This window comes from Arthrobacter sp. STN4, assembly GCF_024539665.1.
Taxonomy (GTDB): Bacteria; Actinomycetota; Actinomycetes; order Actinomycetales; family Micrococcaceae; genus Specibacter.
Genome location: NZ_JAKZGX010000001.1, coordinates 1 through 16,163 on the forward strand (window position 1 = coordinate 1; position 16,163 = coordinate 16,163).

10 protein-coding genes and 1 rRNA gene are annotated in these 16,163 nt (G+C 69.7%); 4 read left to right on the top strand and 7 right to left on the bottom strand.

Annotation, left to right across the window (positions count from 1 at the left end):
• Window positions 1–98: ribosomal RNA gene (gene rrf, locus MMF96_RS00005) — 5S ribosomal RNA — on the top strand; the annotation flags it as partial.
• Window positions 99–249: 151 nt separating this feature from the next.
• Here rrf and MMF96_RS00010 read toward each other — a convergent pair.
• From MMF96_RS00010 to MMF96_RS00030, 5 genes are all read right to left on the bottom strand, one after another.
• On the bottom strand, window positions 250–1,428 hold the full coding sequence (locus MMF96_RS00010) for an NADP-dependent malic enzyme (protein WP_256882142.1): 1,179 nt from the start codon (window positions 1,426–1,428) through the stop codon (window positions 250–252).
• A 242-nt stretch (window positions 1,429–1,670) separates the two neighbouring features.
• Window positions 1,671–4,973 carry an ATP-binding protein gene (locus tag MMF96_RS00015; protein ID WP_256882143.1) on the bottom strand — a complete coding sequence of 1,101 codons (3,303 nt, stop codon included), beginning with the start codon at window positions 4,971–4,973 and terminating at the stop codon, window positions 1,671–1,673.
• The gene (locus MMF96_RS00020) at window positions 4,970–5,689 is read right to left on the bottom strand and encodes a DUF4194 domain-containing protein (RefSeq protein WP_256882144.1); all 720 of its coding nucleotides are present in this window, start codon (window positions 5,687–5,689) and stop codon (window positions 4,970–4,972) included. Before MMF96_RS00020 ends, MMF96_RS00015 begins: the two co-directional genes overlap by 4 nt.
• Window positions 5,686–7,143, bottom strand: coding sequence for a DUF3375 domain-containing protein (locus MMF96_RS00025; protein ID WP_256882145.1), 1,458 nt, complete (start codon window positions 7,141–7,143; stop codon window positions 5,686–5,688). Before MMF96_RS00025 ends, MMF96_RS00020 begins: the two co-directional genes overlap by 4 nt.
• 83 nt (window positions 7,144–7,226) lie before the next feature.
• Window positions 7,227–10,859 carry a TM0106 family RecB-like putative nuclease gene (locus tag MMF96_RS00030; RefSeq protein WP_256882146.1) on the bottom strand — a complete coding sequence of 1,211 codons (3,633 nt, stop codon included), beginning with the start codon at window positions 10,857–10,859 and terminating at the stop codon, window positions 7,227–7,229.
• A 131-nt stretch (window positions 10,860–10,990) separates the two neighbouring features.
• Between MMF96_RS00030 and MMF96_RS00035 the strand changes: the two genes are divergently transcribed.
• Together MMF96_RS00035 and MMF96_RS00040 are read left to right on the top strand one after the other, a co-directional pair.
• Window positions 10,991–11,287 (top strand): acylphosphatase, encoded by a 297-nt coding sequence (locus MMF96_RS00035; RefSeq protein ID WP_256882147.1) that lies wholly within the window; start codon window positions 10,991–10,993, stop codon window positions 11,285–11,287.
• A gap of 40 nt (window positions 11,288–11,327) precedes the next feature.
• The gene (locus MMF96_RS00040; RefSeq protein ID WP_256882148.1) at window positions 11,328–12,815 is read left to right on the top strand and encodes a TIGR01777 family oxidoreductase; all 1,488 of its coding nucleotides are present in this window, start codon (window positions 11,328–11,330) and stop codon (window positions 12,813–12,815) included.
• A gap of 72 nt (window positions 12,816–12,887) precedes the next feature.
• Here MMF96_RS00040 and MMF96_RS00045 read toward each other — a convergent pair whose 3' ends face one another.
• Both MMF96_RS00045 and MMF96_RS00050 read right to left on the bottom strand, forming a co-directional pair.
• Entirely contained in the window at window positions 12,888–14,180 is a 1,293-nt protein-coding gene (locus tag MMF96_RS00045) for an MFS transporter (protein WP_256882149.1), read from the bottom strand.
• Window positions 14,181–14,207: 27 nt separating this feature from the next.
• Window positions 14,208–14,957, bottom strand: coding sequence for a FadR/GntR family transcriptional regulator (locus tag MMF96_RS00050; protein ID WP_256882150.1), 750 nt, complete (start codon window positions 14,955–14,957; stop codon window positions 14,208–14,210).
• Window positions 14,958–15,095: 138 nt separating this feature from the next.
• Between MMF96_RS00050 and MMF96_RS00055 the strand changes: the two genes are divergently transcribed.
• Window positions 15,096–16,157, top strand: coding sequence for a zinc-binding dehydrogenase (locus MMF96_RS00055; protein ID WP_256882151.1), 1,062 nt, complete (start codon window positions 15,096–15,098; stop codon window positions 16,155–16,157).
• Window positions 16,158–16,163 lie beyond the last annotated feature (6 nt).

A 16,163-nucleotide genomic window follows, 5' to 3' on the forward strand; every position in this document is an offset into this window, starting at 1 on the left:
GGGAAACGCCCGGTCCCATTCCGAACCCGGAAGCTAAGACCCACAGCGCCGATGGTACTGCATTCGTGAGGATGTGGGAGAGTAGGACACCGCCGGACAACACCAAGGGTAGAGGCCCCAACACACCCGTGTTGGGGCCTCCCCACACTTAACCACCACAACCACACGACAAACCCCGCCCCCGACACCCGGCCCCCGGCCCCCGGCCAGGGTCCGGGGGCCGGGGGGCGGGGGCCGGCCACACCGCCGCTAGACGGCGGCGGCCACCGCTGCCGCGACCGCCGGGCCCACGCGCGGATCCAGCGGACTCGGGACAATGTACCCCGCCGAGGCGGCATCGGCCGCCAGGCCCGCAATCGCCGCCGCGGCCGCCAGCTTCATCGCCGGGGTGATCCGGCGCGCCCCGGCATCCAGCGCCCCACGGAAGATCCCCGGAAACGCCAGCACATTGTTGATCTGGTTCGGAAAATCACTACGCCCCGTCGCCACCACCGCCGCATGCCGCCGCGCCACCTCCGGCATGACCTCCGGATCCGGGTTCGACAACGCAAAAACAATCGCACCCCCCTTCATCCCCGCCAGGGCCTCCTCGGGGATGGTCGAGGAAGACACACCGACCACGACGTCCGCGCCGTCGAGCGCCTCAGCGATGCCGCCACGGAGTCCTTCCCGGTTGGTCTTGGCTGCATACTTGGCCTTGATTGCATTGAGGTCGCTGCGGTCCGCGTGGATGATTCCGCGGGAGTCCAGGAGCACCACGTCGCCGAGGCCGGCGTCGATGAGGATCTGTGCCACGGCGATGCCGGCCGCACCGGCACCGGAAATCACGGCGCGCATGGCGCCAAGATCCTTGCCGACCACCTTCGCGGCATTCGTGAGCGCGGCCAGGACGACGACGGCCGTGCCGTGCTGGTCGTCGTGCATGACGGGGCAGTCCAGTGCCTCGATCAGGCGTTCCTCCAGTTCGAAGCAGCGCGGCGCCGAAATGTCCTCAAGGTTGACCGCCCCAAAGCTCGGGCGCAGCCGCACCAGGGTTTCAATGATTTCGTCCACGTCCGTCGTGGCGAGCACCAGGGGAATGGAGTCCAGCCCGCCAAAGGTCTTGAACAGTGCCGACTTGCCTTCCATGACGGGCAGGGACGCGCTGGGGCCGATGTCTCCGAGTCCCAGGACGGCGGTGCCGTCACTAACCACGGCCACGAGACGGCTGGCCCAGGTGTGGCTGTCCGCCAGGGCGGGATCGGCGGCGATGGCGCGGCTGACCTGCGCCACGCCCGGCGTGTAGGCGATGGACAGGTCCCGCAGGCTGTCCAGCGGAACCTTGCTTGTGACGGAGAGCTTGCCGCCGCGGTGGGCCTCGAAGATCTCCTGCTCCGTCAGGTCGATCCGGCTGCGCGTGGATGTGGTTTCGGTGGTTTCAATTGACATGTAGTTTTTCCTGCGTCGCTTCCAAGGTGGGAGGCGCGAGAGCGTCCGGCGAAGGTTTGCCTGGACGGCGGCGGCTGCCGTGCGGGGTGGTGGGGCACGGCACAGCCTCGCAGCGCCGGTACCGTGCCTGTACGTCGGTGGACAGGCATGGACGTGCCCGGCATGAGCTGAAGTTTGTAGACACCGACACTACCGCAAGCTGCCGGTAAAACAGCAGCCGCCCGTGAAAACGCGTCACATTGCTAGCCCAGGATGATGTCCGTCGCCGTGGCGGGGGAGCGCCCCGAGGAAACAAAGCCGGAGATGTTGGCCTGCGGGTGCTTGATGATGTCCGTGACCGAGCCGAGGTGCCGGGAGAGGTCCACCTTGTCCTCCGGCGCGGCCAGGAGCAGCTGGAAGCCGAACTCCTGCAGGGCGTTGATGCCGGCTCCGGCGTATTCGGAGTTGGCCTGGATGAACGCCTCGTCGATCATGACTGTGCCGTAGCTGCTGTAGCCCTGGGCATCGATGCCCAGCTGGTACGCCAGTGCGGCACCCATGACGAAGGAGGTGAAGCGCTGCCCCTCGCCGCCGGACAGCGTGCCAGGCTCCAGTCCCAGCTCCACTTCCCCGTTGGGCCGGTGCTCGTTGCAGCTGATGGTGACGTGCTGGCGGACATCGAGCACCGTGTCCGCCCACGACTGCATGGAGGAGTCGCTGAGGGCATCCACCAGCCGCTCCAACTGCTGGTAGCTGGCCGCCATCTTTTCCTCCGTGGCCTTGGCGTACGCGTTGCCCAGGGCCTCCTTCAGGTCGGTCCGGAAGGTGCGGGCCTCCTCGGGGATGGTGGTGGCCACTTCCAGGCGCAGCCGGCTGCCCTTCTCAAACGGCACCTCGGCCAGGATCTGGTTCAGTGGCTGGATCCGCTCGCCAATGGCGCGCCGTTCCTCCTCCAGCAATTGCAGCAGGTCGGAAAAGCGTTCGTAGGAGCGGTTGTTGAAGTATTCGCGGAACTCCTCCTGGCGCTGCGGCAGCCCCTCGGAGATGATCCGCTCGTAGAGTTCCCCATAGTGTTCGGCGGCATCCGCGCCGGTGCCGTAGCTGGCACCCATGCCCGGCCCGAACTCGCGGGCGAAGGCCTTGAAGATGTCGCCCAGTGCGGCCTCGGTGCGGAAGATGCGTTCCTTGGCCATGGCGGCACGTTCGCCCAGGTCCACGGCTGCCCGGCTGAACAACTGCTCGAGTTCTTCGAGGGTGCCCGGCCGGCCGCCGGCAGTGTAGGGTGCAAACGCTTCCTGTGCCCAGTCCACAGGCGGTTCCTGGTCCGCCTTCGCGGCGGTCGAGGCCGCCGCCTCCTGAACGGAGGTGAGCTCCCCTTCCACCCCGGCGAGGCTGTTGTTGAGCACGGCCACGCGCCCGACGGCGGCCTCCAGGTCCGCCCGTGCCCCGCCCAGCGCTTCCCTGATGCCCGCCAGGGTGGCGCTGCTGTCAATGGTCGCCTGGAGCGCCTGCTCCAGCTGGGCAAGCTGCGCCGCCAGGGGACCGGAATCGAGCTGTTCGAAGGGGCGCACGTCCTTGGCCATCCTGCGCAACGCCTCCAGCCGGCCCGTGAGCTGGTCCTTGGCCCTGCTGCGCTGGTCGGCCAGGGCCGCCGCGCTTTCGCTGGCGGCGGCCAGTTCGTCGGCCCGCGCCTCCAGCTGCGCAATCTTGTCCACGTTGGTGAAGCCAAGCAGGTAGTCGGCCGGGTGGACCGTGCGGGTGTCACGTTCAAAGGTTGCGGCGTTGGCCTTCAGCGTCCCGGCCAGGGACAGGGCGCGTTCGTGGCCGTGCAGCTCCGCGTCGCTCTCCACGCAGTGGAACGCGAAGTCGCGGGCCACCTTGGCACGCAGCCAGTCCCCGGCGTCGGAGTCGTGGAAGTCCAGCTTGGTGGCCAGATGGCCCTCGCCGGGCTCGGCCGGGCGCACCGCTGCCCCGATGTTGATCCACCGCACCCTGCCAACGCCGTCCAGCCCGTTGACGGCCCGCGTGACCGCCTTGATGTCCGCAGCACGCACCAGCAACGTGGTGGCCAGGGTGCGGAGGACCTTTTCCGCGGCCGGCCGCCATTCCGTGTGGCCGGCGGCGATGTCCACCAATTCGCCGGCAAACGGCAGCGCCTCCGCATCCAGGCCGGTCGCGGCGCAGATGGCGCGCCGGGCGGCGGCGTTGCGCCCGTCGATGTTGCTGCCGCGCCGCTGGTAGGAGGCAATCTCCGCGCGAAGCTTCTTCTCGCTGTCCTTGGCGTTGATGCTCTCCGCCACCGCCTCATACTCGCGGGTGCGGGCGGTCTCCGTTTCAGCCTGTTGAAGCTCGACGCCGGCGCCCGCGCTGCGGCGTGCCGCCGCCAGGCCCTCGGGCGTCCAGTCGGCGTCCAGGCCGGCGGCCGCCAGGTCGTCGCGGACGGACGACTCCACGCGTCGGCGCCCTTCCAGCTCGCGCCGGGCTGTGCGGATATCCTTCTCCAGGCCCTCGATGGCGCGCCCGCCATGGTTGGCGTGCTGCTCATCAAGGGACGCCACGGACTCGGTGAGGACATCCTTGGCGGCGGCCGCGGCCTCGATCTCCGCCAGCGTCTGCGTGCGTTGTTCCGCCAGCGCCCCGGCCTTGGCCGAGAGCAGTTCGGCCTCGAAGCGGCGGCGCAACAACGGCAGCTGGATTTTTTTTAGTTCAACTGTGCGGGAATGGTTTTCCTTGAATTCCCGCAGCTTGCGGTGCAGTTCGGGCACCGGGGCCAGGGCGTCGCGCTGCCCCCTGGCGTCCTCGAGCTGGCGGTAGATGCCGCGCAGGTGGCTGAAGTCGTCGACGGCGGCGCGTGCGGCAGCCAGGGTGGCCGGCTGGTCCAGCACCTCGTACCGGAAGAAGCGGTTGACGCCCTTGTCCAGGCCCTTGCCGTTCTGCAGGGTGCGCAGCAGGCTGAAGGCCTTGTCATTGTCGATCCCCAGCTTGCGGCGGAAGCGCTCGGCGAACGTCTTGTGCACGTCAAAGGCTTCACAGCCGGGCAGGGCCGCGTGCAGGGAGGACGGCGAGAAGCGCCGGCTGCCGTGCTTTTCCAGGGCTTCGGTGTCGAGGGCTTTGTCGTGGATCAGGTAGTGCTTGCCCACCTGGCCCTCCAGCCCGTTGGCGGGCAGGTCGAAGAGCGCGGCGATGGTGACATGGCGGCCCAGCCCGTCCTCAAAGACAAGCGCGGTGGCGGACCAGGTGGCGCTGGGGCGCTGGTACACGGTGCCGTCCGGGGTCTTGATCCTGCGCCCGCGCATGTAGCTGAAGGTGGTGCGGCGGTCCTTGCGGTTGGAGGCCTCGTGGGCGGACTCGTTCAGCCGCGGGGCGGCGTAGAAAATGTGCTGGATGCCGTCAAAGAGGGTGGACTTGCCCACGCCCGGGTGGCCCGTGAGCAGGGTCCCGGCCCGGTCCACGTACATGGTGTGGCGGCCGTGGAACGTGCCCCAGTTGATGATCTGGATTTGGCTGAGCCGGTACTGGCCGGGGTTGATTTCCGTGCCAATGGGCAAGGTGGTGGCGATGCTCATTCGGCGTCCTCCTCCGCAAGGGAATCAAGTGCGTCCGTGTCCGCGCAGGCGCCCTGGTCCAGGGCCGCCAGGTAGGCGGGGATCTGGTCGATGGAGTCAAAGGGCAGGGCCAGGGCCAGGGCGTTGCTGACCCGGTATTCGCCGGGAAGCTCGGTGGGCAGGAGCAGCTTCAGGGCCAGGAGCCGGGCCAGGGACGAGTCCGTCAGCTCATCCAGGCGTTTGTCGTCCACAGCGCCCGGCTGGCGGTGTTCGGCCAGGATGTCCCGGGCGCCGCCGCGCGTGACGGTGGTGTCCGTTCCCGTGCCGGCCTGGCGGTCCAGGAGCATGCGCAGACGCAGCGCCAGCACGGTTTCCTCGCGCCGGAGCGGCTTGCGGGCCACAATGGGCTGCGTGTGGACGGCGTCGATCCCGGCCGGGGTGAGCAGGGCGATCTTGCGTTCCGGATCCACCGTCAACACCAGGAAGATTTCGCTCAGGTATTGCTGCAGGGACGCCCGGTGGGTCAGGACCGTGGTCCACAGCGTGGCATCAGCGGTGCCGTCGATGTAGGGCCCGCGCAGCAGCCGGACCAGCGCCTGACGGAGCTCCAGGGGGAAGGAGCCCGTGTCACCGGGGAACAGGGACCTCTCGGAACGGTAGGCGTCACTGGTGCCGGGCGCGGCGGGCCGGGTGCCGGCGTCGTACGTCTCCTGGGAAGCCGTGGAACTGGCGGTCATGGGGCGGTGTCCTTTGTGAATGTCACGAGCGGCAGGCGGGCGGTGCGCTCCGTGCCGTCGATCTGGGTGAAGCGGAGGGTCTGCGTGCGGGCGGTGTCCACGGCCTGGTCGGTGGCCCGGGCCGCGAGGATGAGGCCGCGGATGGTGTTCAGGTGGCGCAGCCCGGCCGGCAGCTCGGCGTACGCGTCGGCGAGGGTGGCCGTGCCGTTGCGGGTGCTGCGGGCCAGGGCGACGGCGGCGTGGACGGCGGGCATGTCCGCCGACGGCGTGGCGGGGGTCCGGTGGATGTCGGCACCGCTGAGGGCGGGGGGTGCGGCCAACGGCGGCGGGGGGACGTGGTCTTCGGGGTCGAAGATGCCCAGGCCCGCCAAGGTTTCAAAGTTGGGGGCGTACAGCAGCGGCGCCACCACCGGCGTGCGCGGGCCGAGCGGGGCGCGGGCAACGGCCTGTTCGGCGGCGTGGATGGCCTTGCGCAGCAGGATGGACTCCCGGAACTCGTCGCTCATCACGTAGCTGTGGAGGCTTTCGGACAGGCGGCCGTAGATGGCGTGGACGTCCGCGGCCTGGCGGCGCATTTCACGGACCAGGGTGGCCAGTGTGCCGCGTTCCCCGCTGCTGAGCTGGTCGGTGAAGCCGCGTTCAAGCACCTCGTTGACGGCCTGCCGGAAGCGGGCCTGCCGGGCGGGGTCGTTGAGGAATTCGGTGAAGCCCTGGAAGGTCTCGCCCTCGGCCGTGTTGCGCAGAGCCTTGTCGCCCTCCAGGACCTGCCCCACCGCCACGCCCTTTGTCACGGAGGACTCCATGATTTCCTGGCGGATGGTGTGCAGCATGGCCTCCACGCCGTCGCGCATGCGCTTGAAGTCGGCCGGCAGGCTGGAGGCCAGGTCAAGGACGCTGCGGGTGGCCGCCAGGGCGGAGTTGTCGGAGAGCACCGCCGGGTTCCGGCCGTTCCGCAGCGCCTCAATCTCCGCCTGCCGCTCGACGATTTCGGCCTCGAGCACGGCAATGCGGCGGTCCGGGTTGGGATCGGTCTGGAAGGACAATGATTCAATGCTGGTGAGCAGGGTGCTCAGCCGGGAGCTGTTGAGGTTGGTGCGCTCCACCGTGACCGAGTCCAAAAACGCCAGGACCCGGGTGCTGGCCGCGGTGGGCTCGTAGACGAAGCGGCCATCCACCATGGGGCGGGCCAGGAACTGGCTGCGCACCCACGAGTCGGCGTAGTTGGAAGCCTGCCAGGACTCGTTCAGGCTCAGGTTTTCCTCCCGCAGCTCCTTCATGAACGCGGCCAGGTCGGCGTGGAACTCCTCCAGCGGGACGCGCTGCCTGGCCGGCGTGAACTCGGCCCGCAGGAAGGCCACCGACCAGGGGGCGGCCTGCATGAGGCGCCAGGACGGACTGTGGCGCAGCTGTTTTTGGGCATGCCACTGCGCAACGGCGTTGTCAGTGGGGCGCATGGGGGCCTTTGCGGTGTCGGGGCACGGTCTTTCATTTTATCGTGCCGGACGGCTGCCCGGTCCAGCGGCCGGGCCCGGCACTGCTATCCCCGGTTGCACAGCCCGATGAACGCGCCCAGCTCCGCCATGGCGGCGGGCCTGGACGGCATGAAGCGGGTCAGCTGCGGGGACCGGATGATGACGGCCCGCCACTGGCCGCGGGAGACGGCCACGTTGATGCGGTTGCGGTCCAGCAGGAACTCCATGCCCCGCGGTGCGCCGGCCGGGTCGGCGCACGCCATGGTCACCAACACCACGGGTGCTTCCTGGCCCTGGAACTTGTCCACGGTGCCCACCCGCACCTCCGCCAGCCCGGCAGCGTCCAGCACGCCGCGCACCAGGTGGACCTGCGCGTTGTAGGCGGCCACCACCAGGATGTCCGCCTGGACCAGGCGGCGCGGCACGCCGTCGGCGCCGGGCGTCCACACCAGCCCGAGGTGTCCCTTCGCCTGGGCCACCACCTCCGCGGCCTCCTCGGGGGAGGACTGCCTGTTGTCCCGGCTGCTGCCGGGTGCCGGGACCACCAGCACGGTTTCCACACCAGCCGGCTTGCCGGCCAGGTGGCGTTCGGCGGCGGCCGGTGCGGACTTCAGCTTCCCTTCGTAGCTCAGCTGCGACACGGCATCGCAAAGCCGGGGGTGCATGCGCCAGGAGTCGGCCAGGAAGTAGCCCAGTTCCGGCGGCAGCGTGGCATGGTCCCGGGACAGCCAGCCCAGCGCGGAGTCGTCCACGGGGACCGGGTGCGAGCCCTGGGTGACCTGCGGCAGCTGCTGCGGATCGCCCAGCAGCAGCAGCCGTTGTGCGGCCTGCGCCACGGCCAGTGTGTTGGCCAGCGAATACTGCCCGGCCTCGTCAATCACGAGCAAGTCCAGCGACCCTGCCGGCACGTTGGCCCCCGTCATGGTCCACGCCGTGCCGCCGATCAGGGCGCCGCCCGCCTCACCCAGCAGCCGGCCGAACTGCTTCTCATCAGTCACCGTCCATGGCACCCCGTGCGGTGCCGCCAGCTTTTTGCCGACGCGGTCCGGGTCCACGCCGGCTTTTTCCACGGCCGCCCGCAGCATGTTTTCCACCACCGCGTGGGACTGGCCCACCACGCCCACCTTCCAGCCCCGCGCCACCAGGTTGGCGATGACGTGGGAACCCACATGCGTTTTGCCGGTGCCGGGAGGGCCCTGAACCGCCAGGTAGGAATGGTCCAGCGCCAGCACGGACTCCGTGATGGCGGCAACGTAATCCGGCTGTTCCAGGCCGTGTCCGTCCCGCGGGACGGCGGCGGACGGCAGGTCCCCGCCGCCGGCCAGCCTGGGGCGGGCCTTGCGCAGGATCTCCAGTCCCGGGTGCCGTGGCAGGTCCGGCAGCGTGCCGCCCACCGTGGCCGCCAGTGCGGCCAGCGCTTCCCTGATGCTTTTGGTGGCCACCGGCTGGTTGGGGGTCAGCGCCATGGGCAGCTGGTTGTAGGCAGGCACCTTCAGGGTGGACTTCTCCGTCACAATCAAGGTGGTGAGTTCCGGGGTGCCCGGGGCGGAGACGTCCTCGACCACCGTGACGTTGAAGAGGCCGCCGCGCCTGGACGCGTCCGCCTCCCCGTCTGCCATGCCGCCCGGCAGTGGGGCGTTGAACATGCCAAACCATTGCGTGCCGGGACGGAAGTCGGAGCCTTCCGTCGCTGTTCCGCGCAGCTTCACCGTGCGGGTCTCCGTCCGGGCCCGCGGTGTTGCCTTGGCCCAGTCCTCGAGCACCCAGGCGTCCTGGACGATGAGGATGTTGCGTTCCTCGGCCCAGGAATCCACCGGTTTTTCAAGCCGGTCAAAGTGGCCCCACCAAAACTGCTTGTCCTCGCGGCGGTGGTAGCTGGCCGCGGCGGCGACCATGGCGATGGCGGTTTCATCGTCCGTGGGTTCCTGGCCTGCGGTCCGCCCGGCGGCCAGTTTGTCCAGGAATACGCGCAGCCGGACCTCTCCGGGCGACGGCTCGTAGCTGCTTTCCTTCGCTTCCGGGACGTCGCGCTTGCCACTGCCCTCCGTCCAGGCGGCCACCTGGACGGCCGCGCCGATCGCCAGCAGCCAGTCCCGCAGCCGCAGCGTGGATAGGCAGTCGTACTCGTTGTAGGCGCCGATCGAGGCCAGGGTCTCCCGCGCCTCGGCCGCCCGGGCCGTGTCCCCGGCCCGTCCGGCGTCGCGCGCGGCACAGTACTCGGCGTAGGCAACCACCGAGGCGCCGGCATTCGTCACCTCGCCCACGCGCCCGGCAGGCATGTAAAACGGCTCCAGCTTCTTGATGGAATACGACGGTTCGGAGATCCGCACTGACTGGCGGACCGTGTCCAGCAGGTCAACGAGCAGGCCAGTGCGGAGCCAGTCGTCGATGGCGTCCTCGCCCACCCCGTGCTCCACCGACAGCCGGCGCAGGGCCGCCTTTTCATAGGGCGCGTAGTGGTAGACGTGCATGTCCGGATGGGCCGCCCGGCGTGCCTCCACATAGGCGATGAAGTCAATCAGGGCCTGGCGTTCCTGCCCGCGCGTGTGCGCCCAAAACGGCCTGAACACCTCCGGGGTGCCGGGGGCGGCGCCCGGCACCGGCGCCTCGATGGAGCCAAAGAGGTACTCGATGCCCCACTTTTCCGTGGCCGCGTCCTGCCAGAGGGGATCGCCCTCAAAGTCAAAGAAGATGTCCCCGGCGCTGGGCGCGGGCAGCCGGCTGATGCTGTCCCTGAGCACCTTGTAGCTGACCGGGTGGCCGTCCGTGCCTGCAAAGGCCGTGCCGTCGGCCACGTCCAGCCCCAGCTGCATGCGGGCCTGGTCGCGCAGCCGGGCCAGCGGGCCGGTGGCAGCGGCCCGGGGCATGGCGGCCAGGGCGTCAATGCCGGTGATGCCCTGCGCCATCAGCTTGCGGCGCTGCGGGCCGCTCATGCCGTTGACCAGCAGCAGGTCCCGGTGCTTTTCGACCTGCTCGGCGCAGTAGTCGCAGCGGCCGCAGTACGCGATGCCGTCCTGGAGCCAGGCCACGGGATTCGGCTGCGCCCGGTGGCCGGCCGTGAGCGCCAGGAAGTTGCCGCGGCGCTCGCGGAACACCGGCAGCAGGTCCGGCATGGGGTGGTCGCTGCGGCTGCGGTCGCCGAGCACCAGCGTGGCCACCGGGTCGACGGGAATGCCGTACTTTTCCAGCTGGTCGCCGTAGGCTGCCAGCTGCAGCAGGGCGCTGACGCGCGCGTGCCGGGCCAGCTTGGTGTCCCACACCGCGTACGACCCGTCCCCCTGCTTCACCAGAAAGTCCGCAAATCCCACCAGCGAGCCGTCAAAGAAAGTGGCCTGAAAAACGACGTCGGCCCCTCCCCGCAACGCGGCCAGCGTTTCCTTCCGCTTCGCCTCCAGGCCCGCCCAGGTCAGCGCCCCCCGCTCCACTACCTTCACGCCGGCACCGCTGGCCGGATGCCACGTGCCGTACCGGGCGGTGAGCTCCCGCAGGATCTTGTGTTCAAAGGCGTCGCCGAGTTCGGCGGCGCGGCGCAGCATGGCATCCTGCGGGAATCCCGGCTTCCCCGTCCTGCCCAGCTTCTCGTCCAGAATCCGCAGCGTCCGGTATTCGCATTCGCTGGCCACCACCAGGTCCGAGGCGGAAAAGATCAAGGGGGCGGCGTCGCCCGGAGGCAAGGCAGGGGTGCGGAGGAGGAACATGGCGGCGCCTTCCAGCGGTTACTTTGAACAGTCCCTTGAATCTAGCAAGGGGCTCGGACAAAAATGGCCGCCGGCCCTCCCCTGCCGGCCCCTATCTGTGGGACCATATGGCCAGCAGGAAAGGGGCGGCCATGGCACATTCGGGGGAGCACACCGAAGCCGTGCGGCTGGCAGCCGTGGTCCACGGCACGGTGCAGGGCGTCGGCTTCCGCTACCTCACGGCCCGCAAGGCGCGCGGGCTGCAGCTGGCCGGCAGCGCCGTCAACCGTGCCGACGGCACCGTCGACGTGGTGGTTGAAGGGCCGGAAACCGCCGTCCGCCAACTGCTCGAGTGGCTGGAATCGGACCGGGCACCCGGCCGCGTGTCCGCCGTCGACGCCACTTTTGGCCCCGCCACCGGCCGCCTGCACGGATTTGAGGCGGGGTAGCGTGGGGCAGGCAGGAGAAACCAAAGGCAACGGGAGAGACATGCAGACATTCCGCCGCACCACCGCACTTCCGTTCCCCCGCGCCGACGTTTTCCGGTGGTTTGCCCGGCCCGGCGCCCTGGTGAGACTCACGCCGTCGTTCCTGGGCAGCGTCCTGGCCGGGCCCAGCCACGGAATTGAGGCGGGGTCGACGGCGGCCCTGGGCGTCGGCGCCCCGGGCGGGCTGGGCCTGTGGCTGGGGTCGGCGTCGGGCACCGTGCAGGGGATCCTGCCGGAGGCGCTGCGCAGCCTCAACGCGGTCCGGCCGCAGCTGCGCTGGGAGGCACTGCACACGGAGCTCGAGCCGGGGGAGTCATTCACCGACATCATGACCAGCGGGCCGTTGACCAGCTGGACGCATCGCCACGACTTTGCCGACGGCCCGGTGGCTGGCAGCACCGTCATGACGGACACCGTGACCTACCGGCTGCCGCCCGTGGCCACCGGCGCGTGGGCACAGCGGCGGTTTGAGGCGGAACTGGGCCGGATGTTCGACTTCCGCGCCCGCCAGCTGTCCGATGACCTGGCTTTCCACCGGGACCATGCCGGACGCCCCCTGACAATTGCCGTTGCAGGCGCCTCCGGGCTCATCGGCACGCAGCTGTGCGCGCTGCTCGGCGGCGGCGGTCACACGGTGCTGAAGTTGGTCCGACACGCGCCGCGGGGCGGTGCTGAGACCTTTTGGGACCCGGCCGCGGGCACCCTCGAGGCCGCACAGCTTGCCGCGTGCGACGCCGTGGTCAACCTCGCCGGCCATCCCATCGGCGGGCGGTTCACGGCCAGGACCAAGGACGCGATCTACCGCAGCCGCATCCAGGGGACGTCGTTGCTGGCCGGCACGCTGGCCCGGCTGGCGTCCGACGGCGTAACACGCACCTTTGTCAGCGGCTCCGCCGTCGGCTATTACGGCGCGGCACCCCACCACCCGGCCGGCAACACGGGCCCGGGGTCCACGCGCGCGCTGGTGGAGTCGGATCCCGCGGGCTCCGACTTTTTGGCACAGGTGTGCCGCGATTGGGAGGCGGCCAGCCGTCCGGCCGCCGAGGCCGGCCTGAGGGTGGTCAATGTGCGCACGGGCGTGGTGCAGTCCGCTGCCGGCGGGGTGCTGCAGCGGCTGCTGCCGCTGTACCTGGCCGGCGTGGGCGGGCCGCTGGGGAAGGAGGAGTGGCAGAGCTGGATTGGCATCGACGACGTGGCCGGAATCTTTGCGCACGCCGTGCTTTCCGCGTCCCTGGAGGGGCCGGTGAATGCGGTGGCCCCGCACCCCGTGACTGCCGAACAGTATGCCCACACGCTGGGCCGGGTGCTCCGCCGTCCGGCCGCGGTCAAGGTGCCGGCAGCGGGGCCCCGGCTGTTGCTGGGACGCCAGGGTGCCCGTGAACTGGCGCTCGCCGACCAGCGGGTGTCCGCCGCGAAGGCGGTGGGCAGCGGCTATACATTCCGGCACGAGTCCCTGGAGCCGGCCCTGCGCCACATCCTGGGGGAATAGGGCTAACGCCGGGAAATGGCACCCAGGTACGTCAAACGCGATTGTCGGCAGCCCCAACTCCCGGCCCCAGGCTCAGGCGGCGGGGACCATTTCCTCGGTGGCGGGTTCCGGCGTCGTGCGCCCGGCGCGAATGGCCAGCGCAACCATGGGCACCAGCACGACCAGGGCGGCCAGGTTGACCCAGAGGAAGCCGCCTGCGGTCAACACGGGCCCGGCCACGGCGGCCATCCCGGCCGCACCGAAGTTCATCAGCATGTCATTGGCGCCCTGCAGCGGCACCCGGATGTCCTCCGGCGCAGACGCGGTGAGCAGCGAGGAGCCGCCGATCAGGCAGGCCGACCAGCCCAGCCCCAGCATGGCCAGTGCGATCGACATGAACACCGGGTTGCCGGCGTCGGACATCAGTGCGCCGAGTGTGATCGCGAGCGCGAAGATGCCGCAGCCGGCCAGCACCACGCGCAGCGCCCCCGCCTTGTCCACCAGCCAGCCAAACACCGGGCTTGCCGCGTACATGCCCACAATGTGCAGGCTGATCACCACCCCGATGATCTCCAGCGATTGCCCGTGCGCGTCCATGGCCACCGGCGTCATGACCATCACGCCGACCATGATCATGTGCCCGCCGGTCACCGAGACGAGTGCCGCCAGGGCGCGCGGATTCCGGCTGGCGGTCCGCAGCGCTGCCCACGCCCCGTGGCGCTTGTTGGCGGCGACAGGCCTGGCCCGCGCCGCCCGGGGTTCCCCTGCCCGGGCAGGGCGGGAGGAGCCGCCGGGCCGGGGCGCGCCGAGGAAAAAAGTGGCAATGACCAGGGCTGCAGTGGTGAAGGCAACGACGGAAAAGAGGAACGGCCCGGACAGCGGCACCATGCCAAGCCGCAGGCCCAGCAGCCGCCCGGGCTCGGACAGGTTGGGCCCGGCCACCGAACCGACGGTGGTGGCCCAGATGACGATGGCCATGGCACGCCCTGCTGTCTGCGGTGGTGCACCGTCCACGGCGGCATAGCGGGCCTGAAGGCCGGACGCGCTGGCGGCGCCAAAAAACAGCATGCCGGCCGCCATCAGCCAGAACTGCCCAAGGTGCGCGGCGAGCAGCACCATCACGGCACCCGCTGCGCCGAGGGCAAATCCGGCGCTCAGCGCCCAGCGCCGGCCTGCCCGGACGGCGAGGTTGGCCAGTGGCACGGCAACCAGCCCGGCACCCAGGGTGGAGGCTGTCTGCACAAAGCCGGAGGCCGCCGTCGTGCCTGCCAGTTGTGCAGCCAGGATGCCGCCCACGGAAATGCCGGAGGCGACGCCCACGCCGGACAGGAGCTGGCCGGCCACCAGGACAAGCTGGTTGCGGCGTGCGGTGGGGGAATGGTCCATGGGTGGATTCTAGTGCCGCGGCCCGCCTCAGGCCGGGTGGCGCCGGATGCGGGGCGTGGCATCGTGCCCAAACATGGTCTCCTGGATCATGCGGACATAGTTTTCAGCTGATTTCATGTGCTCCGCCATGGCCCGGGCGGCGGCCTCGGGGTCGCCGTCCCGGATGGCGGCGGCAATGGCGCGGTGCTCGCGCTGCTCGTCGCCCACCAGCTGGTTGACCTCGCGGTACCGGCGGACCTCCACCATGACCGTGGTCAGCTCATGCCGCAGCGACTCGCTGAACCAGACAAGGGCGCCATTGCCCGTGGCGCGGGCAATGGCCATGTGGAAGGCAATGTCCAGCGTCGGGTACCCCTCCGAGTCGCCCAGGGCATGGTCCATTTCCTCCAGCAGGCTCTCCAGGCCGTCAAAGTCCGCAGCCGACGCGCGCTCGGCAGCCAGCCGTGCCGCCTGGATCTCCAGGGGGATCCGCACCTCCATCATGTCGGTCAAGGGGCGCCTGTTGTTGCGCAGCACGCGGGAGAGGAACAGTTCGATCAAGTGCCCGTCGAGCTCCTTCACCACCGCGTTGCGGCCGTTGTGGACCTCAACCAGCCCCACTGCCTCCAAGGCGCTGAGGGCTTCGCGGACCACCGGACGGCTGGCGGCAAACTGCTCGCACAAGGCAGCCGTGGACGGCAGGCTGCTGCCGGGCTGCAGGTCATTGTCAACGATGTGGTCAATGATGGCGTCGAACATTTGCTGGCTGAGTTTCGTGCGGGTCAGAGGTGTTGGCACGCGGTCCCCTTGCTGTTCACTCCCTTAGTGGCGGCGCGACTGGATGGAGGGAGTTGGTCCGATACCCCATCATAACGGCTTGGCCACCAGCTATCAGATAGGTTGACAGGATGATAGGTATGACATAGCTTGTGATTCATGCCACTAGCCCCTTTTGTCCGGACCCACACCGCAGCAGTGCTTGCCGGTCCAGGCGACCTTCAGCTCCACCGCCGCCCCCGGCCCGCGCCCGGCGCGGGCGAAGTCCTGGTCAAAATCCACACGGTGGGGATCTGCGGCTCGGACGCCGCCTACTACCGCGGATCAGCCGCCTATGCCGTCACCGCCCCCTTCGTCATGGGCCACGAGGCCAGCGGCATTGTGGCGGAACTGGGCGACGGGGTCACCACCGTCACGCCCGGCGCCCCGGTGGCGCTGGTTCCGAGCCTGTCCTGCGGCAGCTGCGGGCAGTGCCTGGCGGGATTCGACAACCTGTGCCCGCACACCCGCTACCTGGGGTCCGCGGCGGTGGAGCCGCACCGCGACGGCGCCCTGCAGGAATACCTGGTCCTCCCGGCCACCCACGTGCTGCCGCTTCCGGACGGCACGGACCTGCCCACGGGCGCGCTCCTGGAACCCCTGGCCGTGGCGCTGCACGCCGTCCGCAAGACTCCTGTTGCCGGCAGGAACGTGCTCATCGTCGGGGGCGGGGCGATCGGTCAGCTGACCGCCGTTGCCGCCCGGGGCCTGGGCAGCGCATCCATCGCCGTCATGGATGTCAGCGCCCGCCGCGCGCACCTCGCCGTCGAGCATGGTGCGGACGCCGCGTTCACCGCCGGGGAACTGGAGGCGGCCGTTGCCGCCGGCAGCCGCTACGACGTGGTCTTTGACGCCTCCGGCCACCCGGCCGGCGTCGAACTGGCCCTCCGGGCAGTGACGCCGGGCGTGGGCCACGTGGTGCTGGTGGGCAACCTGCCCGCCGGGTCGGGGATCCCGCACAAATACATTTCCCAGGCGGAATCGTGGGTCACCTCCACGCTCCGCTTTGCCGGCGGGCTGGCCCCCGCCCTGGAATTTCTCAAGGACACCGGGCTGGACATCTCCTGGCTCGTGGAACAAAACGTGCCATTCACCGACATCCTGGACGTGTTTGGCCCCGAGGCAGGGGCGCATCCGCCGCTGAAGGTACACATCCAATTCACCGAGCAACCTACCCCATGACCGACC